General features: G+C 70.2%; 18 protein-coding genes and 1 riboswitch. Of the genes, 8 read left to right on the forward strand and 10 right to left on the reverse strand.

The genetic code is table 11. The features are described from left to right. The first annotated feature begins 224 nt into the window (after window positions 1–224). The 3 genes from glmS to ACEJ41_RS01505 all read left to right on the forward strand — a co-directional run bounded on the left by glmS (window position 225) and on the right by ACEJ41_RS01505 (window position 3,704). The gene (gene glmS, locus ACEJ41_RS01495; RefSeq protein WP_374014034.1) at window positions 225–2,057 is read left to right on the forward strand and encodes a glutamine--fructose-6-phosphate transaminase (isomerizing); all 1,833 of its coding nucleotides are present in this window, start codon (window positions 225–227) and stop codon (window positions 2,055–2,057) included. Between the two features lie 168 nt (window positions 2,058–2,225). Beyond that, window positions 2,226–2,798 (forward strand): NADPH-dependent FMN reductase, encoded by a 573-nt coding sequence (locus tag ACEJ41_RS01500; RefSeq protein WP_374013037.1) that lies wholly within the window; start codon window positions 2,226–2,228, stop codon window positions 2,796–2,798. 12 nt (window positions 2,799–2,810) lie between these two features. After that, the gene (locus tag ACEJ41_RS01505; RefSeq protein ID WP_374013038.1) at window positions 2,811–3,704 is read left to right on the forward strand and encodes a pirin family protein; all 894 of its coding nucleotides are present in this window, start codon (window positions 2,811–2,813) and stop codon (window positions 3,702–3,704) included. Window positions 3,705–3,726: 22 nt separating this feature from the next. On the opposite strand, the gene ACEJ41_RS01510 is transcribed toward ACEJ41_RS01505, so the two are convergent. Next, the gene (locus ACEJ41_RS01510; RefSeq protein ID WP_374013039.1) at window positions 3,727–4,455 is read right to left on the reverse strand and encodes a DUF1428 domain-containing protein; all 729 of its coding nucleotides are present in this window, start codon (window positions 4,453–4,455) and stop codon (window positions 3,727–3,729) included. A 241-nt stretch (window positions 4,456–4,696) separates the two neighbouring features. Between ACEJ41_RS01510 and ACEJ41_RS01515 the strand changes: the two genes are divergently transcribed. Both ACEJ41_RS01515 and ACEJ41_RS01520 read left to right on the forward strand, forming a co-directional pair. Next, window positions 4,697–5,800, forward strand: a complete 1,104-nt coding sequence (locus ACEJ41_RS01515) for a PLP-dependent cysteine synthase family protein (protein WP_374013040.1) — start codon at window positions 4,697–4,699, stop codon at window positions 5,798–5,800. A 73-nt stretch (window positions 5,801–5,873) separates the two neighbouring features. Next, window positions 5,874–7,916, forward strand: a complete 2,043-nt coding sequence (locus ACEJ41_RS01520; protein WP_374013041.1) for a M3 family metallopeptidase — start codon at window positions 5,874–5,876, stop codon at window positions 7,914–7,916. A 49-nt stretch (window positions 7,917–7,965) separates the two neighbouring features. On the opposite strand, the gene fabB is transcribed toward ACEJ41_RS01520, so the two are convergent. The 6 genes from fabB to ACEJ41_RS01550 form a co-directional block, all read right to left on the reverse strand. Further along, complete coding sequence (fabB, locus tag ACEJ41_RS01525) at window positions 7,966–9,180, reverse strand: beta-ketoacyl-ACP synthase I (RefSeq protein ID WP_374013042.1); 1,215 nt, start codon at window positions 9,178–9,180, stop codon at window positions 7,966–7,968. Window positions 9,181–9,182: 2 nt separating this feature from the next. Then, a complete protein-coding gene (gene fabA, locus ACEJ41_RS01530) occupies window positions 9,183–9,698 on the reverse strand; it encodes a 3-hydroxyacyl-[acyl-carrier-protein] dehydratase FabA (protein ID WP_374013043.1) in 516 nt (171 codons plus the stop codon). Between the two features lie 48 nt (window positions 9,699–9,746). After that, entirely contained in the window at window positions 9,747–10,877 is a 1,131-nt protein-coding gene (dinB, locus tag ACEJ41_RS01535) for a DNA polymerase IV (protein WP_374013044.1), read from the reverse strand. A 70-nt stretch (window positions 10,878–10,947) separates the two neighbouring features. Next, entirely contained in the window at window positions 10,948–12,819 is a 1,872-nt protein-coding gene (gene btuB, locus ACEJ41_RS01540) for a TonB-dependent vitamin B12 receptor (protein ID WP_374013045.1), read from the reverse strand. Between the two features lie 127 nt (window positions 12,820–12,946). Further along, window positions 12,947–13,191, reverse strand: a riboswitch (cobalamin riboswitch). Between the two features lie 107 nt (window positions 13,192–13,298). Then, entirely contained in the window at window positions 13,299–13,658 is a 360-nt protein-coding gene (locus tag ACEJ41_RS01545) for a TfoX/Sxy family protein (RefSeq protein ID WP_374013046.1), read from the reverse strand. Beyond that, window positions 13,655–14,140 carry a GAF domain-containing protein gene (locus ACEJ41_RS01550; protein ID WP_374013047.1) on the reverse strand — a complete coding sequence of 162 codons (486 nt, stop codon included), beginning with the start codon at window positions 14,138–14,140 and terminating at the stop codon, window positions 13,655–13,657. Before ACEJ41_RS01550 ends, ACEJ41_RS01545 begins: the two co-directional genes overlap by 4 nt. Before the next feature lie 180 nt (window positions 14,141–14,320). Here ACEJ41_RS01550 and bioD point away from each other — a divergent pair, with 180 nt between their 5' ends. Next, a complete protein-coding gene (bioD, locus tag ACEJ41_RS01555; protein ID WP_374013048.1) occupies window positions 14,321–15,004 on the forward strand; it encodes a dethiobiotin synthase in 684 nt (227 codons plus the stop codon). 115 nt (window positions 15,005–15,119) lie between these two features. Here the strand turns inward: bioD and ACEJ41_RS01560 are convergent, their stop codons facing one another. The 3 genes from ACEJ41_RS01560 to ACEJ41_RS01570 all read right to left on the reverse strand — a co-directional run bounded on the left by ACEJ41_RS01560 (window position 15,120) and on the right by ACEJ41_RS01570 (window position 17,660). After that, the gene (locus ACEJ41_RS01560; RefSeq protein ID WP_374013049.1) at window positions 15,120–15,509 is read right to left on the reverse strand and encodes a phasin family protein; all 390 of its coding nucleotides are present in this window, start codon (window positions 15,507–15,509) and stop codon (window positions 15,120–15,122) included. A 206-nt stretch (window positions 15,510–15,715) separates the two neighbouring features. After that, complete coding sequence (queD, locus tag ACEJ41_RS01565) at window positions 15,716–16,069, reverse strand: 6-carboxytetrahydropterin synthase QueD (RefSeq protein WP_374013050.1); 354 nt, start codon at window positions 16,067–16,069, stop codon at window positions 15,716–15,718. Window positions 16,070–16,277: 208 nt separating this feature from the next. Further along, on the reverse strand, window positions 16,278–17,660 hold the full coding sequence (locus ACEJ41_RS01570) for a DEAD/DEAH box helicase (protein WP_374013051.1): 1,383 nt from the start codon (window positions 17,658–17,660) through the stop codon (window positions 16,278–16,280). Between the two features lie 491 nt (window positions 17,661–18,151). Between ACEJ41_RS01570 and ACEJ41_RS01575 the strand changes: the two genes are divergently transcribed. Continuing rightward, window positions 18,152–19,141: a fumarylacetoacetate hydrolase family protein gene (locus ACEJ41_RS01575; protein ID WP_374013052.1), complete on the forward strand. Its 990-nt coding sequence runs from the start codon at window positions 18,152–18,154 to the stop codon at window positions 19,139–19,141. A 98-nt stretch (window positions 19,142–19,239) separates the two neighbouring features. After that, window positions 19,240–19,920: a maleylacetoacetate isomerase gene (gene maiA, locus ACEJ41_RS01580; protein ID WP_374013053.1), complete on the forward strand. Its 681-nt coding sequence runs from the start codon at window positions 19,240–19,242 to the stop codon at window positions 19,918–19,920. The last annotated feature ends 47 nt before the right edge of the window (window positions 19,921–19,967 follow it).

Consider the following 19,967-nt stretch of genomic DNA (forward strand, 5'->3'; position numbering starts at 1 on the left):
CGGGTGGAGTGCACTGCATGGCAACGCATATCGCGTGCCAACGCCAAGTGCTTGATCGACAAGCATGCGCCGCGCGTGGCATGTGTCCGCGGTGTCCGCACGGACGTGCCGCGGACAGGCTGCGGCCGCTCCCTGTCCGGCACATGTCCACCGGCGCGGCGCGCAACCCGGTGCGTGGCCCGTCTCCGCTAGAATCGTTGCCCTGTTTCCGGGTGGAAGGCGACATGTGCGGCATCGTCGGTGCAATCGCGGATCGCGATGTGGTTCCGGTCCTGGTCGAGGGGCTCAAGCGGCTGGAGTACCGCGGCTATGACTCCTCGGGCATCGCGGTGGCCGAGGCGGCCGGCGTGCGCCGGGTGCGCCGCACCGGCCGGGTCGCCGAGATGGAGCAGGCGGTGGTGGCCGAGGGCTTCCAAGGCGCGCTGGGCATCGGCCACACCCGCTGGGCCACCCATGGCGGGGTGACCGAGGCCAACGCCCACCCACATATCAGCCACGATGACCTGGCCCTGGTCCACAACGGCATCATCGAGAACCACGAGGCCCAGCGCGAGCGGCTGGCCGCGCTGGGCTACGTGTTCGAGTCGCAGACCGACACCGAGGTCATCGCCCACCTGATCCACCACCACATGGACAGTGGCCGCGACCTGCTTGGTGCGCTGCAGGCCACGGTCAAGGAGCTCACCGGCGCCTACGCGCTGGCGGTGGTCAGCCGCTCGCAGCCCGACCGCCTGGTGTGCGCGCGGATGGGCTGCCCGCTGCTGGTCGGCCTGGGCGAGGGCGAGAACTTCGTGGCCTCGGACGTGTCGGCGATCATCCAGGCCACGCGCCGGGTGATCTTCCTCGAAGAGGGCGACACCGCCGACGTCACCCGCGACGGCGTGCGCGTGTTCGATGCGCAGGACCGCCAGGTCGAACGCGAGGTGCATGTCTCCGACGTGTCGCTGGCCTCGCTGGAGCTGGGCCCGTACCGGCACTTCATGCAGAAGGAGATCCACGAGCAGCCGCGGGCGATCGCCGACACCCTGGAGGCGGTGATCGACGCCGGCGGCTTCGCACCGTCGCTGTTCGGGCCCGGCGCGGAGGAAGTGCTGCGCAAGGTGACCGGGGTGCAGATCCTGGCCTGCGGCACCAGTTACTACGCCGGGCTGACCGCGCGCTACTGGATCGAGGCCATCGCCGGCCTGCCGTGCAGTGTGGAGATCGCCAGCGAATACCGCTACCGCGACGCCTGGGCCGACCCGGACCACCTGGTGGTCACCATTTCCCAGTCCGGCGAAACCCTGGACACGATGGAGGCGCTCAAGTACGCCAAGTCGCTGGGCCACCGCCACACCCTGTCGATCTGCAACGTGCCCGAGAGCGCGATCCCGCGCGCCAGCCAGCTGGTGTGCTACACCCGCGCCGGTGCCGAGATCGGCGTGGCCTCGACCAAGGCCTTCACCACCCAGCTGGCGGCGCTGTTCCTGCTGACCAGCGTGCTTGCCAGGCTGCGCGGCCGGATCACGCCCGGGCAGGAGGCCGACCACCTGGAACAGCTGCGCCACCTGCCCGGCAGCGTGCAGCACGCGCTCAACCTGGAGCCGCAGATCGTGGCCTGGGCCGAGCGCTTCGCCGGCAAGCAGAACGCGCTGTTCCTGGGCCGCGGCCTGCATTACCCGATCGCCCTGGAAGGCGCGCTCAAGCTCAAGGAAATCACCTACATCCACGCCGAGGGCTATCCGGCTGGCGAGCTCAAGCACGGCCCGCTGGCGCTGGTGGACGCGGCCATGCCGGTGGTGGTGATCGCACCCAACGACCGCCTGCTGGAGAAGGTGAAATCCAACATGCAGGAAGTGCGCGCGCGCGGCGGCGAGCTATTCGTGTTCGCCGACCAGGACAGCAACTTCACCGAGTCCGAAGGCGTGCACGTGATCCGCACCCCGCGCCACGCCGGTGTGCTCAGTCCGGTGATCCACACCATCCCGGTGCAGTTGCTGGCCTACCACACCGCCCTGGCGCGCGGCACCGACGTGGACAAGCCGCGCAACCTGGCCAAGTCGGTGACGGTGGAGTAGCGGGGCGCCTCCCGCGGTGCCGTGGTGGCCGTGGCCCGGCGTAACACCGTTTTCTCCCGGCCGCGCGTAGGATCGATGGCGCCGCCCCCGCAGCCGCGCCAGCGGCGTGTCGCGGTGGTTTGCCCGCAGGCCCGACAGGCGCCGTCCATCACGCACCGGGAGATGATGATGAAGACCTACAAGGTGGGCTACCTGATCGGCAGCCTGGCCACGCAGTCGATCAACCGCAAATTCGCCAAGGCACTGTTCAAGCTGGCGCCCGAGCAGCTGCAGTTCCACGAGATCTCCTTCGCCGACCTGCCGCTGTACAGCTACGACTACGACGCCGATTACCCGGAGGCGGGGCGCCGGTTCAAGCAGGCGATCGAGTCCTCCGACGCGATCCTGATCATTACCCCGGAGTACAACCGCTCCATCCCCGGCGCGCTGAAGAACGCGATCGACTGGGCCAGCCGCCCCTGGGGCAGCAACTCCTTCGCCAACATCCCCTCCGGGGTGATCGGCGTGTCGCCCGGCGCGATCGGCACGGCGGTCGGCCAGCAGCACCTGCGCAGCATCCTGGGCTTCCTCAACTCGCCGCAGATGAACTCGCCCGAGGCCTACATCCAGTTCAAGGAAGGCTTCCTCGACGAGGCCGGCGCGATCGCCGACCCGGGCACGGCCAAGTTCCTGGCCGGCTACCTCAAGGAATTCCACGAGTTCATCGCCCGCGTGCTCACCGTGCTGCCGCGCGGCGCCTGAGGCCGGTTCGCCATGATCGAACTTCTCATCCCGCAGCGCCGCCGCGACCTGGGCGCCTTCGAGGTCGGCCGCGTGCTGCCTTACGCCAAGCGGCGCATGGTCGGGCCGTACATCTTCTTCGACCGGATGGGGCCGAAGGACTTCGCCCCCGGCATGCCGCGCGAGGCCGACGTGCGCCCGCATCCGCACATCGGCCTGTCCACCATCACCTACCTGTTCGACGGCCAGATCATGCACCGCGACAGCGTCGGCTCCGAGCAGCCGATCCACCCGGGCGAAGTGAACTGGATGACTGCCGGCCGCGGCATCACCCATTCCGAGCGCTTCGAGGAACTGCGCGCGCACGGCGGGCCGATGGACGGCATCCAGGCCTGGGTGGCCCTGCCCGACGAGCGCGAGGAGATCGATCCCGGCTTCTGGCACTACCCCAGCCAGGCGCTGCCGGTGTTCGAAGGGCAGGGCATGGCCGGGCGCCTGATCGCGGGCCGGCTGGAGGGCGTGGACTCACCGGTCAGGGTCGACTCGCCGCAGTTCTACGTGCACTGGCAACTGCGCGCGGGTGCGCGCGTGTCGCTGCCTGCCGAGTACAGCGAGCGCGCGGTCTACGTGGCCAGCGGCGAGGTGGAGGTGGCCGGGCAACGGGTGCAGCCGGGCTGCATGGCGGTGCTGGTCCCCGGCGGCGCGGTGACCGTGGCCGCGGCCAGCGATGCGGTGGTCATGGCCCTGGGCGGCGAGCCGGTGGGGCCACGCTTCATCGACTGGAACTTCGTTTCCTCCTCGCAGGAGCGGATCGAGCAGGCCCGCGCCGACTGGGCCGCCGGGCGGATGAAGCTGCCGGACCTGGACGATGGCGAGTTCATCCCGCTGCCGCCGAAGATTGGTGCGGCGCCGGAGCCGATGTCGTGACCCGGAAGCGGGGCCGGCGCGCTTACGCAGCGGCCGAGTCGAAGATCGGCTCGAACCCGGCCCAGAACATGCGCTTGCCGTCGAACGGCATCTCCTGCATCTGCTCCTGCATCTGCTCGCCGGCTGCCTGCATCCGCGCAGTGGCTGCATCGCAGCTGGCGCGGTCGGCCCAGCGGATCCAGCTGAACACCACCGTCTCGCCGTCTTCGGCGTGGACGGCGCGATGGAAGTCGGTGCGCTGGCCACGCGGCACGTCCTCGCCCCAGGCTTCCACCGTGCCAAGTGCACCGGCATCGCGGAACATCGGCCACGCGTCCCCGGCCATGCCCACGTAAGCGTCCTTGTTGGCCTCCGGCACCGCCAGGACGAAGCCCTGGTAGTAGCCGGCACCCGTATGCCCGCCCTGTTCGAACACCGGGGCGAAACCGCCATGGATCATCCGCTTGCCGTCGAACGGCATCGGCGGCAGCGCCTGCATCGCCGGGTCGGACATCATCGCCTGCCAGGCGGCATCGGCGGCCGGCCGGTCGCGCCACACGATCCACGAGAACACGACCACTTCATCGGGTTTGGCCTCCACCGCGCGATGGAAGTCGGTGAGCTTGCCGTGCGGCACGTCCACGCCCCAGGTCTCGACCATGCGCAAGGCGCCGTGGGCCTTGAACACCTTCCATGCGGCGGTGGCATGTTCAAGGTAGCGTGCGCGGTTGGCGGCCGGGACCGGCGCGACCATTCCTGTGCAATAGCTCATCGGAGTGTCCTGGCGCGGGCTGGGAGGGCCGACTGTGACACAGGAAGGGGCAAGGCGAGGGTGAAGCCACGGCCCGCGGGCGCATGCGGGCAACCTTGGCCCTGTGCTGGCGCGGGATCGGGCCAGGGCGTGGGCGGCGCGGCAGCAGCGCCGCGCAGGCGTTCGTGGACTGGTCGCGTCTGGTCCACGGACGCGGTGATGCATGTGCTTAGAATGGGCTTTCCGCAACCTCGCCACCGCCATGTCGCAGCGTGCCTGGGTGGCCGCCGCCATCCACAAGATCGAGGCCGACTTCAACCGCTCGGCCGACACCCACCTGATCCCGCTGCCGTTGCCGGCGTGGCCGGACATCGACGCCTACCTGAAGGACGAGTCCAGCCACCCCACCGGCAGCCTCAAGCACCGCCTGGCGCGCTCGCTGTTCCTGTACGCGCTGGCCAATGGCTGGCTGCATGAAGGCAGCACCGTGGTGGAAGCCTCCAGCGGTTCGACCGCGGTTTCGGAAGCGTATTTCGCGCGATTGCTGGGGCTGCCGTTCATTGCGGTGATCCCGGCCTCCACCTCGCCGGAGAAGATCGCCGAGATCGAGTTCTACGGCGGCCGCTGCCACCTGGTGGAGAGCGCCTGTTCCATCGCCGAGGAATCGGCGCGCGTGGCACGCGCCACCGGCGGCCACTTCATGGACCAGTTCACCTATGCCGAGCGTGCCACCGACTGGCGCGCCAACAACAACATCGCCGAATCCATCTTCAAGCAGATGGCGCGCGAGCCGCACCCGGTGCCGGCATGGATCGTGTGCGGCCCGGGCACCGGCGGCACCAGCGCCACCCTCGGGCGCTACGTGCGCTACGGATGCCACGGCACCCGGGTGCTGTGCGTGGACCCCGAGAACTCGGTGTTCTTCGACCACTACCGGTTGCAGCGCGAAGGCCGCGATGGCCCGCTGCCTGCGGTGGCGGGCGGCTCGCGCATCGAGGGCATCGGCCGCCCGGTTGCCGAGCCCAGTTTCATCGCCGGCTGCGTGGACGCCATGCTCAAGGTGCCCGACGCGCTGAGCCTGGCGGCGATGCGCCATGTCAGCGCGGTGCTGGGCAGGCGCGTGGGTGGCTCCACCGGCACCAACTTCGTCGGCGTGCTGCACGCGGCGCGCGCCATGCACGCCTCCGGGCAGGGCGGCTCCATCGTCAGCGTGCTGTGCGACAGCGGCGAGCGCTACGCGCACAGCTATTACAACCCGGAGTGGTACGCCGGCAATGGAATCGATGTCGACGCCGCCGACGCGGCGATCGCCGCCGCGGTGGCCGGCGCACCCTTGCCCGCGCTGCCGGCCTGCGGCGCGGCTTGAATTCGGCCGGGTGCGCGCGCATCTGTCACTGGTACGCGGCATCGCGCCGATCCCCCGGTTGCAAAGGACTTCCATGGACAACCCGTTGCTCGACTTCTCCGGCCTTCCCCGTTTCGATGCGATCCGCCCGGAACACATCGGGCCGGCCATCGACGTGCTGCTGGAGCAGGCCGGGGCGGCGGTGAAGGCGGCGCAGGCCGTCAGCCCGGTGACCTGGGACAGCTTCGTCACTCCGCTGGAGGACGCCACCGAGCGGCTGTGGCGCGCCTGGGGCCAGGTGGTGCACCTGCAGGCGGTGGTCAACACCCCGGAACTGCGCGAGGCCTACAACGCCAACCTGCCCAAGGTGACCCGCTTCGGCGCATCGCTGGGCCAGAACCTGGCGCTGTTCGCGCAATACAAGGCGCTGGCCGCTGCACCGGAATACGCCGGCTACGGCGCTACCCGGCGTAAGGTGGTGGAGAACGCGCTGCGTGATTTCCGCCTCGGCGGTGCCGAGCTGTCGGAGGCGGACAAGGAGCGTTTCTCTGCGCTGCAGGAGGAACTGGCCGCGCTGTCGGCGAAGTTCTCGCAGAACGTGCTCGATGCCACCGATGCCTTCGCCCTGTACGTGGACGGCGAGGCGCGCCTGTCCGGCCTGCCGGCCGAGGTGGTCGCTGCCGCGCGCGCTGCGGCCAAGAAGGACGAAGACGCGCCTGGCAAGGGCCGGGGCTGGAAGCTGACCCTGCAGATGCCGTGCTACCTGCCGGTGCAGACCTATGCCGACGACCGCGCGCTGCGCGAGGCGCTGTACCGTGCCCACGGCCTGCGTGCGTCCGAGGCCGGCCCGGCCGAGCTGGACAACGGCGCCAATATCGACCGCATCCTGGAACTGCGCGCCGGGCTGGCCGCGCTGCTGGGCTTTGCCAGCTACGCCGACTACTCGCTGGCAACCAAGATGGCGCAGTCGCCGGGCGAGGTAGCCGGTTTCCTGCGCGACCTGGCCGTTCGCGCGCTGCCGTTCGCGCGCCGCGACCGCGCCGAACTGGAACAGTTTGCGCGCGACGAGCTGGGCCTGGACGAACTGCAGCCCTGGGACCTGGCCTGGGCCAGCGAGAAGCTCAAGCAGGCGCGCTACAGCTATTCCGAGCAGGAGGTGAAGCAGTATTTCACCGAACCCACGGTGCTGGCCGGCCTGTTCGACGTGATCCAGTCGCTGTATGCGGTGAAGGTGACGGCGGACACCGCACCGGTGTGGCACGACGACGTGCGCTTCTACCGGGTGGAGGACGCGCACGGCCGCCTGCTTGGCCAGTTCTACCTGGACCTGTACGCCCGCGAGGGCAAGCGTGGCGGTGCGTGGATGGACGATTGCCGCAACCGCCGGGTCACCGCGACGGCCGCGCAGACGCCGCTCGTCTACCTGGTCTGCAACTTCGGCAAGGGCATGGATGGCAAGCCGGCCACCTTCACCCACAACGAGGTCACCACCCTGTTCCACGAGATGGGCCACGGCCTGCACCAGTTGCTGACCGCCATCGGCGAGCTGCCGGTGGCCGGCATCAACGGCGTGGAGTGGGACGCGGTGGAGCTGCCCAGCCAGTTCATGGAGAACTTCTGCTGGGAATGGGAGCGCGTGCAGGCGATGACCGCGCATGCCGAAACCGGGCAGCCGCTGCCGCGCGAACTGTTCGACAGGATGCTGGCGGCAAAGAATTTCCAGAGCGGCATGTTCACCGTGCGCCAGCTCGAGTTCGCCCTGTTCGACATGGAGCTGCACAGCCGCTTCGACCCGGGGCACGACAGCGTCATGCAGTTGCTGGAGCGGGTGCGCGACGAGGTCGCGGTCAACCGCGCCCCGGCCTGGCACCGCTTCCCGCACCAGTTCAGCCACATCTTCGCCGGCGGCTACGCGGCCGGGTATTACAGCTACAAGTGGGCCGAGGTGCTCAGCGCGGATGCCTACGCCGCGTTCGAGGAAGCGCCGGAGCAGCTGGCCGAAACCGGCGCCCGTTTCCTGCGCGAGATCCTCTCCCGCGGCGGCAGCCGCAGTGCACTGGAAAACTTCACCGCCTTCCGCGGCCGCGCGCCCAGCCTCGACCCGCTGCTGCGCCACAACGGCATGGCTGCCGTGTAGGAGCCCGTCTTGCGGGCGACCGCGCGATGCCGGTGCGTGCGCCAGGCCCTCAGGCCCGGGCGAACACCAGGGTGCCGTTGGTGCCGCCGAAGCCGAAGCTGTTGGACATCACCACGTCCAGCTTCGCCTCCCGGCTCTGGCGCACGATCGGGAAGCCTTCGGCCTTCGGGTCCAGGGTCTCGATATTGGCCGAGCCGGCAATGAAGCCGTCGCGCATCATCAGCAGGCTGTAGATTGCCTCGTGCACGCTGGCCGCGCCGAGCGAATGGCCGGACAGCGCCTTGGTCGAGGAGATCGGCGGCACGTCCGCGCCGAATACCTCGCGCACCGCGCTCAACTCGGTGATGTCGCCCAGCGGAGTCGAGGTGCCGTGGGTGTTGAGGTAATCGACCTTGCGCCCTTGCGCACCTTCCAGGGCCATGCGCATGCAGCGCACCGCGCCCTCGCCGGATGGCGCCACCATGTCGGCACCGTCGGAGGTCACGCCGTAGCCGACCAGCTCGGCGTGGATGCGCGCACCGCGGGCCACCGCGTGGTCCCAGTCCTCCAGCACCAGCATGCCGCCACCACCGGCGATGACGAAGCCGTCGCGGTTGGCGTCGTACGGGCGCGATGCCGTTTCCGGGCGGTCATTGAACCCCGACGACAGCGCGCCCATGGCGTCGAACATCACCGTCATCGTCCAGTCCAGGTCCTCGCCGCCGCCGGCGAAGACGATGTCCTGCGCGCCATGGCGGATCAGGTCGGCGGCCGCGCCGATGCAGTGCGCCGAGGTGGCGCAGGCCGCGCCGATCGAATACGACAGGCCCTTGATCTTGAACGCCGTGGCAAGGTTGGCCGACACCGTCGAGCACATCGTGCGCGGGACCATGTACGGCCCCACCTTGCGCACCCCGCGCTCGCGCAGCAGGTCGGCCGCGGCCACCTGCCAGTGGCTGGAGCCGCCGCCGGAGCCGGCGATCAGGCCGGTGCGCGGGTTGCTCACCGCCGCCTCGTCCAGGCCGGCATCGGCGATGGCGTCGCGCATGGAGACGTAGCTGTAGGCGGCCGCATCGCTCATGAAGCGCTTGAGCTTGCGGTCGATCAGCGCATCCAGATCCAGCTCCACCGGGCCGCCGACCTGGCTGCGCAGGCCGCGCTCGACCGAGTCGGGCAGCACGCGGATGCCGGCGCGGCTCTCGCGCAGCGAGGCCGATACCGTGTCCAGGTCGTTGCCCAGGCAAGAGGCGATGCCCATGCCGGTGATGGCGATACGGCGGCTCATGCTCAGAAATCCTCGGTGGAGGTGAACAGGCCCACGCGCAGGTCCTTGGCGCTGTAGATCTCGCGCCCGTCCACCAGCATGCGCGCATCACCCTGGGCCATCACCAGCTTGCGGTTGATCACCCGGCTGATGTCGATCTCGTAGGTCACCAGCGTGGCCGTGGGCAGCACCTGGCCGGTGAACTTGACCTCGCCGCAGCCCAGCGCGCGACCGCGCCCGGGCGCGCCCAGCCAGGTCAGGAAGAAGCCGACCAGCTGCCACATCGCGTCCAGGCCCAGGCAACCGGGCATCACCGGATCGCTGATGAAGTGGCACTGGAAGAACCACAGGTCCGGGCGGACGTCGAGTTCGGCACGGATGTAGCCCTTGCCGTACTTGCCGCCCTCGTCGCTGATCTCGACCACGCGGTCGAACATCAGCATCGGGTCGGCGGGCAGGCGGGCGTCGGCCGTGGGGAACAGTTCGCCGCGGCTGCTGGCGAGCAGTTGTTCGCGGCTGAACGAGGAGGCGCGGTTCATGCGGAGTCCGGGGGGGAAAACACCAAAGCGTGCATGAGGGTAACCGTTTCAATCAAATGTTGGGAGATACGCCAGCGTCTGTTGCCCGTCGGGCGGGGCGAAAAGCTCGCCCTGGGCCACGCTTTCGTCCGCGTCGCGGAAGCCGGCCAGGCCCACCCCGACCAGGCGATAGCAGGTGTCGTCCGGCAGTCCGACGCGGGCGCGCAGGGCCAGCGCCAGCGCCGCCAGCTCGGCCTCCGAGGCCGGCGGGTGGTCGGGGGTGTGGCTGCGGGTGAGGATACGGAATTGCGCGGTCTTGAGCTTGAGTACCACGGTACGCGCCACCCGGGCCGTCTTGCCGGCCGCGCGCCAGGTATTGCCGGCCAGGGCGCGGATCGCCGGTTCCAGCGCCGCCAGCGGCAGGTCCTGGGCGAAGGTGTCCTCGGAGGAGACCGACTGCACCGGCTGGTCCGGCTCCACCGGGCGTTCGTCGATGCCGCGCGCGCGCCGGTACAGGGCGGCGCCGAAACTGCCGAACTGCTGGCGCAGCGCTTCCAGGGGCAGGCTGCGCAGGTCGCCGACGGTGGCGATGCCCAGTGCGTGCAGGCGGGCCTGCATCACCCGGCCCACGCCCGGGATGCGCCCCACCGGAAGCGGGGTGAGGAAGCGTTCGACCTGGCTGGGGCGGATCACGAACTGGCCGTCGGGCTTGTTCCAGTCCGATGCGATCTTGGCCAGGAACTTGTTGGGCGCCACGCCGGCCGAGGCGGTGAGCGCGGTCTGCTCGCGGATCTGCGCGCGGATCGCCTCGGCCACGGCGGTGGCGCTGGGCAGGCCGGACCTGGATGCGGTGACGTCCAGGTAGGCTTCGTCCAGCGACAGCGGCTCGACCAGGTCGGTGTGGGCCAGCATGATCTGCCGCAGTTGGCGTGACACCGCCTTGTAGCGCGCGAAGTCCGGCGGCACGAATACCGCCTGCGGGCACAGGCGTTCGGCGCGCAGCGCCGGCATCGCCGAGCGCACCCCGAACCGGCGGGCCTCGTAGGAGGCCGCGCACACCACCGAGCGCGCGCCGCGCCAGGCCACCACCACCGGCCGTCCGCGCAGGGCAGGGTCGTCGCGCTGCTCCACCGATGCGTAGAACGCATCCATGTCGACGTGGATGATCTTGCGTGGCGCGGGCGTGGGCGGCATGTCCATGCCCGCCCATTGTGCCGCGGCCGCTCGGGCGCACGTCCATGTGCGCACTGGCTGCCGCGGGCATGCCGGCTCAGCGCGCCTGCGGGCGCCAGTGCAGGCTCAACCCGTACTCGCGGCCGGGCTGGTTGTACCAGGCGATGGTCTCGTACCGGCGGTCCAGCACGTTGCCCACCTTGGCCCGCAGTGTCCATGCCGGGGCCAGCGCGTACTCCAGGCGCAGGTCCAGCAGGCCGTATCCGGCCAGGCGCGCGCTGTTGGCCACGTCGTCGTGGCGGGCGCTTGCTCCGATGGCGCTCACGCCCACCCGCAGCGGGCCGAACGCGCGGTCCACGTCCAGCCGCCCGGTGTTGCGCGCGCGCCGTGGCAGGCGGTTGCCGTTGTTGGTGCCGCCGCTGTCGTTGCGTGCATCCAGGTGGCTCACTTCGGCGGTGAGGTCGAACCCGGCCAGCGAGGCAAAGCCGGTCGCTTCGGCGCCACGGATGCGTGCGCGGTCGATGTTGACCAGGTTGAAGCCGGTGTCGTAGCCGATCAGCTGGTCGATGCGGGTCTGGAATGCATTGACGGTCCAGTTCCAGCCATCGCCGTAGCGGGCGATGCCGAGGTTGGTGCTGCGCGATTCCTCCGGCAGCAGGTCCGGGTTGCTGAAACCGGGGTAGTACAGGTCGTTGAAGGTCGGCGCCTTGAATCCGGTGCCGGCGCTGGCGGTCAGCCGCCAGCCCTCGCCGAAGGCCAGGCCGTAGCCAACGCTGCCGGTGGTGTGGTGGCCGAACTGCTGGTTGTCGTCGCCGCGCAAGCTGGCCTGCATGGTGTGCGCGCCAAAACGGCCCTGGTATTCGAGGAAGGCGCCCAGGTTGTCGCGGCTGGCCTCGTCGAAGGCGGTGCTGCTGGCCAGGCGGTCGCGCAGCCAGTCCATCCCCGCGCTGAGCAGCTGGTCGGTGCCGAAGCCGGCGTCGACCTGCACCGAGGCCTGGTCGCGGCGGGTGTCGAAGGTGCTCACGAAGCTGCGGCCGGCGGCACTGGCGTAGAAGCTGTCGGCATCGTCGTTGGTGCGCCCGAGCTGCGCCGTCACCGAGAGCCGGTCGCGTGCCCGCCAGCGCGCACGCGCGCCCAGCACCTGCTGGCGGTTCTCGGCCTCGTTGCCGCTGTACATGCTGCCGTCGTACTCGTTGAAGTTGTTGGCCTGGAGCAGGTGCGCATCCACTTCCAGGCCCTCGGCCATCTCCAGGCCGCCGCGCAGGTTCACCGACACGTTGCGGTAGCCGTCGCGGTCGGGTTCATCGGCAAAGCAGCCGGCGCCCCAGCCGGCAGCGGTTCCGCGGCAGGCATCGATGCCGTCGGTTTCCTGGTAGCCGGCACGGGCCGAAACCCAGCCACGCGCGCCGCGGTTGGACAGGCCGACGGCGGCGTGGCGCAGGCGGTCGCTGCCAACGCCCAGCGACGCCTCACGACGCAGGCCCGGCTCGGCGGCGCGGGTGAAGATCTGGATCACGCCGCCCACGGCCTCGGATCCGTACAGGCTCGAGCGCGGCCCGCGCACGATCTCGACCCGCTCGATCTGGTCGATCGGCAGGTCCTGCAGCATCGACATGCCGTTGGTGGCCTGGCCGATGCGCAGCCCGTCCACCAGTACCAGCACGTGGTCCGATTCGGTGCCGCGCAGGAACAGCGAGGTCAGCTTGCCCGGCCCGCCCTGCCGCGTCAGGTTGATGCCGGCGCGACCCTGCAGCAGGGCCGGCAGCGAGGTGGCCTGGCTGCGTTCGATGGTGGCGCGGTCGATCACCTGCACCGGGACCAGGCTGTCCTCTATGGCCACGTCGGTGCGGGTGCCGGTGACCACCACCTGGTCCAGGTCGGTGGCTGCCACCGCGGCGCAGGCCAGCGCCGGCGCGCCCAGCAGGGCCAGGCCCACGGCAACGGGAAGGGGACGGTTGTAGGGTTTCATGCATCTCTCCTGACGTCGCGCGCGCCCGCGCGAACGTGTGGCTTTGGGAGGCTGCCACGAGGAGGAGGGCGACGGAGGAGACGTGCGGGACACGGCACGGCGCTGCCGCCGCCATGCCCTCCGCATCGCAACCAGTCGTCTTCCGGGCCGGTCTCCGGACTCGCAGGCGGCGGGGCCATGAGGCCCGGCCCGTCCGGACGCCTTCCCGTGCCAAGCACAGTGGCGGTTTGCCCGGAGTGGTCCTGCTTACCGTTGCGGGGGCAGTGCCGGGATGTCGGGGCGGCGGCCGTACTGGCCGTGCCCTGAGTCACCGGCTTCCCGTTTCAACCCGGGGCCGGAAGGCCGCGGGTCACCCGAAAGTGCGCGCAGTCTATGCGATCGCCCTGCGGCCGGCAAAGTGAGGCGTGGGCGTTTTGCGTGGGAAGACGCAGACACTCCGGTCGCTGGCGCAGCGCATGGGCTGCGTGGCCGGAGCGGGCTCAGCTGCGGTCGTCGTCGTCGCCTGTAGCCGTATCGTCGTCGCGGCAATAGGCAACGGTCACCGGCCCGGCCTCCGGGCGGCCGCGCGCGGCCGGCAATGCGGCACTGGCCGCTTCCACCTCGGCCAGCAGTTGCTGGCGGCGCGCCTCGGGCACGTCGTGCCAGTGGCAATCCAGCAGCGCGCCTTCCAGCGCGTACAGCAGGTTCAGTCCCGGCTTGAAGCCGGCGCGCTTGACCTTCATGAAAGCAGCCACTGCACCGGTCGCGGCCAGGTCCGCGGCGCTGCGCAAGCCGACCTGGCGCAGCCGCGCCGCGCTCTTGGGGCCGATGTTGCGCAGCTTGCCGGTGTCGCCGCTCATCGCACTGCATCCAGGTAGGCGGCGGCAATCGCTTCGAGCCCGGCCTGGTCGTCGGTATCGAACCGGTCGCGCTGCGGGCTGTCCAGGTCGAACACGCCCAGCAGCGCACCATCAAGCATCAAAGGCACCACCAGCTCCGAGCGCGACGCCGAGTCACAGGCGATGTGCCCGGGAAACGCATCGACGTCGGCCACGCGCTGGGTCTGGCCGCTGCGCGCGGCGGCACCGCACACGCCCTTGTCCAGCGGGATGCGGATGCACGCCGGCAGCCCCTGGAACGGGCCGACCACCAGTTCGCGTCCATCGTGGAAGTAGAAGCCCACCCAGTTCACGTCGGGCAGCGCGTGATACACCAGCGCCGCGAGGTTGGCGGCGTTGGCGATCCGGTCGCGCTCGCCGTGCATCAGCGCGCGCGCCTGCTGCAGCAGTTGCGCATAGCGTTCCGGCTTGCTGCCACTGAGCGGGATCGGGGCGAAGGACATGCGGTCATGTTACCCATCCCGGCGGAGCCAGGTGCGGGCGTATCATTTCCGGTTCATGCCGGGTCGCACGCGTACACCACGTGACGATGCCGATGGCAGGCTGCGGCTTCCGTGGTCACGGCATGGACCGTTCCCGCGCGTGGCGCCGCCGCGTCCACCCACCTGGCCACAGGAATGCAGATGTCCGCCGTCGTCAGCGATCGCCTCTACGTGACCGGCACCGACACCGGCGCCGGCAAGACCCTGGCAAGTTGCGCGCTGCTGCATGCATTGCGCGCGCAGGGCATGGCGGCGGTGGGGATGAAGCCGGTCGCCAGCGGCTGCACGCGCACGCCGCAGGGCTTGCGCAACGACGATGCGCTGGCGCTGCAGGCTGCCAGCGCGCCGCAGCCGGCCTATGAGGACCTCAATCCCTTTGCCCTGCCCGAGCCGCTGGCCCCGGAACTGGCTGCGCGCGCGGCCGGTGCCGAGGTCACGCTGGCGCCGCTGCTGGATGCATTTGCGCGGCTGCGTGCGCAGGCCGACGTGGTGGTGGTGGAGGGCGTGGGTGGCTGGGCCGCACCCCTGGCCACGGCACTGGACCAGCGCGACCTGGTGCGCGCGCTGCGCCTGCCGGTGGTGCTGGTGGTCGGCATGCGCCTGGGCTGCCTCAACCATGCGCGCCTGAGCGCGGCGGCGATCCAGGCCGACGGCGCGCTGCTGCTGGGCTGGATCGCCAGCGAAGTCGATCCGGACATGGCCTGCCGGCAGGAGAACCTGGAACTGCTGGCCGCACGCCTGCCGGCGCCATGCCTGGGCCATCTGCCGCATGCGCGCAATCCGCAGCCGGCCACCCTGGCCGCGCATCTGTCGCTGCCGCTGTAGGAGCCCGTCTTGCGGGCGCCACAAAAAGAAAGACCCGGCAGCGGGAGGGAGCTGCCGGGTCCAGGTTTGCGCGGAGGGAGGGGAGCCGCGCAAAGAGCTTTGAAGCCGCTTACGATCAGCGCTTGGCGGCCTTGGTCGCCTTGGCGACGGTGGCCTGGGCCTGGTCGGAGGCCGCTTCGAACTGGGCCTTGGCCAGCTGGCCAAACGCCTCGGTGGTCTTCAGGGTCAGGCCGAACACTTCCTGACCGGCAGCAGCAACGCGCTCGGCGTTGTCGCGGGCAACCTGCAGGCCCTTCGGCCACACGGTCTTGTAGGCTTCCAGGTCACGCACTTCGGCGAGCTCGCCCAGGTAGCTGGTGGCGGCATCGACGTTCTTCTCGAACGTGCGCAGCTGGACTCCGAGCACCGTCTCGGCATTCTCCAGGGCCAGGCGGTTCACACGCGCAGCGACGGCGGCGAACTGTTGCGTGTAGGCGCTGAACTGGTCGTTGAACTGGTAGGACATGGCGTACTCCGTAGGTGTTGCTTGGATGGTGCGATGCAGCATATGCACATCTTTGTTGCAATGCAACACCTGGCGGAGGAATTTCGCCAGAAAATTGATAATCCGTTCAGTTACAAGTGCTTGGCGATGCCCGAGGCAGTTGCCCGGGGCACTTCCGGGGTGTCAATCCGGTGCAAATCGCGCGCTTGGGTCCAGCCTGGCCCGGCTCAGCCGCGGTAGCGGCAGCCCGACGTGCAGGTTTCGTGGACCACGACCTCGCTCAGCAGCGGCAGCGACGGCTTCAGGCGCGTCCAGATCCACATGGCCAGCCGTTCGCTGGTCGGGTTGTCCAGGCCAGCGATGTCATTGAGGTAATGATGGTCGAGCTGCTCGTAGAGCGGCTTGAACGCGGCCTTGATCTGGGCGAAGTCCATGACCCAGCCGGTGTGCGGGTCGGGCTCGCCGGAGATGTGGATCTCCACCCGGAACGAATGGCCATGCAGGCGCGCGCACTTGTGGCCGGCGGGCACATGCGGCAGGCGGTGCGCCGCCTCGAGGGTGAAGACCTTGAAGATATCCATCCGCGCATTGTCGGCCGCGGCCGCCTGCGCCCGCAATCGCCCGCCGCGGGCATGGCTTGCCAGGCACATGGCCCGCCAGGCACATGGTCGGGCCGCGGCCACGGTTGACCACGGCATCCCGGCCGCGGCCGCGGCCGCGATGCCCGGGCATCAGCCCGTGCGGATGCGGTGTTCCTCTCCAGCTTGCCGCGTGCAGCGGCCGGAAGGCTCAGCGCGTGGCGTCGCGACGCGGGCCATCGTTGCCACCGCGCCGGCGCCCGCGGGTGCCGTCGGCCGGTTGCCGCGCGCCATCGCGCTGGCCGCCGTGCGACTTGGCGCCGGCATGCGCATGGCGCTGGCCGTCGCCGTGCGGACGGCGGCCACGGCCGCCACCGGGCTTGCGCGGCGGACGCTGCCCGCCCGGCACTTCGGTCTTGCCCGGGGCACTGTTGCCCCAGCGGATCGGCACCTGCGGCTCGAAGCCGGGCAGGTCGCGGATTTCCATGTCGCGGTCCAGCAGGCGCACGATCTGGCGCAGGTACTTGGCGTCGTCCTGCGACACCAGCGACAGCGCTTCGCCGGTCGAGCCGTTGCGGCCGGTGCGGCCGATCCGGTGCACGTAGTCCTCGGCCACCATCGGCAGGTCGTAGTTGATCACCCGCGGCAACTGGTCGATGTCGATGCCGCGCGCGGCGATGTCGGTGGCCACCAGCACCTTGACCTTGCCGGACTTGAAGTCGCCCAGCGCGCGCAGGCGCTGGCCCTGGCTCTTGTTGCCGTGGATCGCCGCGGCCTGGATGCCGGACTTCTCCAGGAAGGTGACCAGTTTGTCGCTGCCGTGCTTGGTCTTGGCGAACACCAGGGTCTGCACGCGCGTGTCCTGCGCCAGCAGGTGCAGCAGCAGCTCGCGCTTGCGGGCGGTGTCGACCGGATGCACGCGGTGGGTGATGGTCTCGGCCACGGTGTTCTGCGGAGTCACCTGGACTTCGCGCGGGTTGCGCATGAACTCCATCGCCAGCTGCTTGATGCTCTCGGGGAAGGTGGCCGAGAACAGCAGGGTCTGCCGGTTCTGCCGCGGCAGCTTGGCCAGGATGCGCTTGATCGACGGCAGGAAGCCCATGTCGAGCATGCGGTCGGCCTCGTCCAGCACCAGGATCTCGATCCCGGACAGGTCCACGCTGCGGCGCTCCATGTGGTCGATCAGGCGACCCGGGCAGGCCACCACCAGGTCCACGCCGCGGCGCAGCGCATCGAGCTGGTTGCCCATGCCCACGCCGCCGTAGATCACCGCGCTGGGAATGCGCAGGTGCTTGCCGTAGTCGCGCAGGCTGTCGTGCACCTGGGTGGCCAGCTCGCGGGTAGGGGCCAGGACCAGCACGCGCGGCTTGCGCGGGCCGCGGCTCACCGCTTGCGGCGCGGTGCCCAGGTGCTGCAGCAGCGGCAGGCCGAAGGCGGCGGTCTTGCCGGTGCCGGTCTGGGCGCCGGCAAGCAGGTCGTGGCCTGCCAGCACCAGCGGGATGGCCTGCTGCTGGATCGCGGTGGGGGTTTCGTAGCCCTGCTCGGACAACGCGCGCAGCAGGAACGGGGCAAGGCCCAGGGATTCAAACGACATCGTGGAAGCTCCATGGCAACGGCCCGCGGACGCATGTCTGCGGGCTGATCGGTATTCGATCGGTGGCTCGGAGCGTTCCCGTGAACCGCGCTGCGAGAAGTGGTTGGCCGGAAGAACCGGCCCGATTGCCAGCGAATGGCGTCGGAGTGGGACGGGCGCCGGACGGATCCGGAGCTGTCGTTCCCGGAGGGAAACGGACGGCCGCTGGGCAATCAGGGCGGCGATTCTACGCGATGCAAGCCGATTGCGCCTGCTGCCGGTGGAGGGCGTTCAGCAAGACGCGCGCCGGCCTCGCCGGTGGCCGTGGGTTGGCGGGGCGGGTTGGTTTCGCCTGGTCGCCCGCAAGACGGGCTCCTACAGGGGGCGCCCGTGTAGGAGCCCGTCTTGCGGGCGACCTCGCAGGCGGCAAACGATCCCCGATCCCCGATCCCCGATCCCCGATCCCCGATCCCCGACCGCTACACTCCGGGTTCCCCGCAGGAGTGAACCGGATGAAGCTCGGAACCCTCAAGGAAGGCGGCCGCGACGGCACCCTGGTGGTGGTCTCGGCCGACCTGGGCTGCGCGGTGCGCGCCGACGGCATCGCCGCGACCCTGCAACAGGCCCTGGACGATTGGCAGCGCGCCGCACCGCGCCTGAATGCACTGGCCCAGGCGCTGCAGGCCGGTGAGGCCGCCGATGCCTTCGACCTGGACATGGCCGCGCTGGCCGCGCCGCTGCCGCGTGCCTACGAGTTCGTTGACGGCAGCGCCTACCTGCCGCACGTGGAACGGGTGCGCCGCGCGCGTGGCGCGCAGGTGCCGGAGAGTTTCTACACCGACCCGCTCATGTACCAGGGCACCGGCGCCGGTTTCCTCGGTCCGCGCGACCCGGTGCGTGCCATCAGCGAGGACCACGGCATCGACCTGGAAGCCGAGATCGTGGTGGTCACCGACGATGTCCCGATGGCGGTGTCGCCGCAGCAGGCGGCCGAACACATCCAGCTGATCGGCCTGATCAACGATGTCTCGCTGCGCAACCTGATTGCCGCCGAACTGGCCAAGGGCTTCGGCTTCCTGCAGTCCAAGCCGCGCTCGGCGCTGTCGCCGGTGCTGGTCACCCCGGACGAACTGGGCGATGCCTGGCGCGGCAACAAGCTGCACCTGCCGCTGGTCAGCCACATCAACGGCCAGTGGTTCGGCGCGCCGGAAGCCGGCGAAGACATGCAGTTCGATTTCGCCCAGCTGATCGCCCACGCGGCCCGGACCCGGCCGCTGGCCGCCGGCACCGTGGTCGGCTCCGGCACCATCGCCAACCAGGACGTGTCGCGCGGCGCCTCGTGCCTGGCCGAGCGGCGCACCGTGGAGGCGCTGCGCGACGGTGCACCGGCCACCCCGTTCCTGAAGTTCGGCGACAGCGTGCGGATCGAGATGTTCGATCGCGCCGGGCACAGCCTGTTCGGCGCGATCGAGCAGCGGATCGAGCGCGCGCCGCTGCCCTGAACAGCCCGCTGCGTTCCGGCCGCCGCACCGGCCCATGGACAGGCAGCACGGCCCGGGCTGCTCCTACACTGTCATCGCACCACGGGGAAACCATGGCAATGGACAGCGCACTGCAGCTCCACACCTACTGGCGTTCCAGCGCTGCGTACCGCGTGCGCATCGGGCTGGCCCTCAAGGGCCTTCAATACGCGCAGCGGCCGGTACACCTGCTGGAAGGCGGCGGCCGCCAGCATGCGGCCGAGTTTGCTGCGATCAATCCACAGCGCCTGGTGCCGGTGCTGGTGCACGGCGACCTGGTGGTGCACCAGTCGCTGGCGATCCTGGAATACCTGGACGAGGCCTGGCCCGCGCGCGCCCGGCTGCTGCCCGACGCTGCGCCGGCGCGTGCGCGGGTCCGCGCGCTGGCGCAACTGGTGGCCTGCGACGTGCACCCGCTCAACAACCTGCGCGTGCTGCAGTTCTTCGAGCGCGAGTGGCATGTGCCGCGGTCCGAGTGCGACGACTGGGTGCGGCACTGGATCGGGGAGGGCATGGCCGCGTTCGAGGCGCGGGTGGCCGGCGATCCGTCCACCGGCGCGTTCTGCCATGGCGATGCCCCGGGGCTGGCCGACTGCTGCCTGGTGCCGCAGCTGTACAACGCGCGCCGTTACGGCATGGACGTGGCCGGCTGGCCGACCCTGGCGCGCATCGAGCAGGCCTGCCTGGCCCTGCCGGCATTCAAGGCCGCCGCGCCCGGCGTGCAGCCCGACGCCCCCGGCGCGGACCCTTCCCCCCTGTAGGAGCCCGTCTCGCGGGCGACCGCGGCAACCGCATCGCCGGCAAGGCC

It is taken from the genome of Pseudoxanthomonas koreensis (genome assembly GCF_041890415.1).
GTDB lineage: Bacteria > Pseudomonadota > Gammaproteobacteria > Xanthomonadales > Xanthomonadaceae > Pseudoxanthomonas > Pseudoxanthomonas koreensis_A.

Excerpts from the sequence above, each read along its gene's own strand:
- glmS (WP_374014034.1), top strand. The coding sequence starts at position 225 with ATGTGCGGCATCGTCGGTGCAATCGCGGATCGCGATGTGGTTCCGGTC.
- ACEJ41_RS01500 (WP_374013037.1), top strand. The coding sequence starts at position 2,226 with ATGAAGACCTACAAGGTGGGCTACCTGATCGGCAGCCTGGCCACGCAG.
- ACEJ41_RS01505 (WP_374013038.1), top strand. The coding sequence starts at position 2,811 with ATGATCGAACTTCTCATCCCGCAGCGCCGCCGCGACCTGGGCGCCTTC.
- ACEJ41_RS01510 (WP_374013039.1), bottom strand. The coding sequence starts at position 4,455 with ATGAGCTATTGCACAGGAATGGTCGCGCCGGTCCCGGCCGCCAACCGC.
- ACEJ41_RS01515 (WP_374013040.1), top strand. The coding sequence starts at position 4,697 with ATGTCGCAGCGTGCCTGGGTGGCCGCCGCCATCCACAAGATCGAGGCC.
- ACEJ41_RS01520 (WP_374013041.1), top strand. The coding sequence starts at position 5,874 with ATGGACAACCCGTTGCTCGACTTCTCCGGCCTTCCCCGTTTCGATGCG.
- fabB (WP_374013042.1), bottom strand. The coding sequence starts at position 9,180 with ATGAGCCGCCGTATCGCCATCACCGGCATGGGCATCGCCTCTTGCCTG.
- fabA (WP_374013043.1), bottom strand. The coding sequence starts at position 9,698 with ATGAACCGCGCCTCCTCGTTCAGCCGCGAACAACTGCTCGCCAGCAGC.
- dinB (WP_374013044.1), bottom strand. The coding sequence starts at position 10,877 with ATGGACATGCCGCCCACGCCCGCGCCACGCAAGATCATCCACGTCGAC.
- btuB (WP_374013045.1), bottom strand. The coding sequence starts at position 12,819 with ATGAAACCCTACAACCGTCCCCTTCCCGTTGCCGTGGGCCTGGCCCTG.
- ACEJ41_RS01545 (WP_374013046.1), bottom strand. The coding sequence starts at position 13,658 with ATGAGCGGCGACACCGGCAAGCTGCGCAACATCGGCCCCAAGAGCGCG.
- ACEJ41_RS01550 (WP_374013047.1), bottom strand. The coding sequence starts at position 14,140 with ATGTCCTTCGCCCCGATCCCGCTCAGTGGCAGCAAGCCGGAACGCTAT.
- bioD (WP_374013048.1), top strand. The coding sequence starts at position 14,321 with ATGTCCGCCGTCGTCAGCGATCGCCTCTACGTGACCGGCACCGACACC.
- ACEJ41_RS01560 (WP_374013049.1), bottom strand. The coding sequence starts at position 15,509 with ATGTCCTACCAGTTCAACGACCAGTTCAGCGCCTACACGCAACAGTTC.
- queD (WP_374013050.1), bottom strand. The coding sequence starts at position 16,069 with ATGGATATCTTCAAGGTCTTCACCCTCGAGGCGGCGCACCGCCTGCCG.
- ACEJ41_RS01570 (WP_374013051.1), bottom strand. The coding sequence starts at position 17,660 with ATGTCGTTTGAATCCCTGGGCCTTGCCCCGTTCCTGCTGCGCGCGTTG.
- ACEJ41_RS01575 (WP_374013052.1), top strand. The coding sequence starts at position 18,152 with ATGAAGCTCGGAACCCTCAAGGAAGGCGGCCGCGACGGCACCCTGGTG.
- maiA (WP_374013053.1), top strand. The coding sequence starts at position 19,240 with ATGGACAGCGCACTGCAGCTCCACACCTACTGGCGTTCCAGCGCTGCG.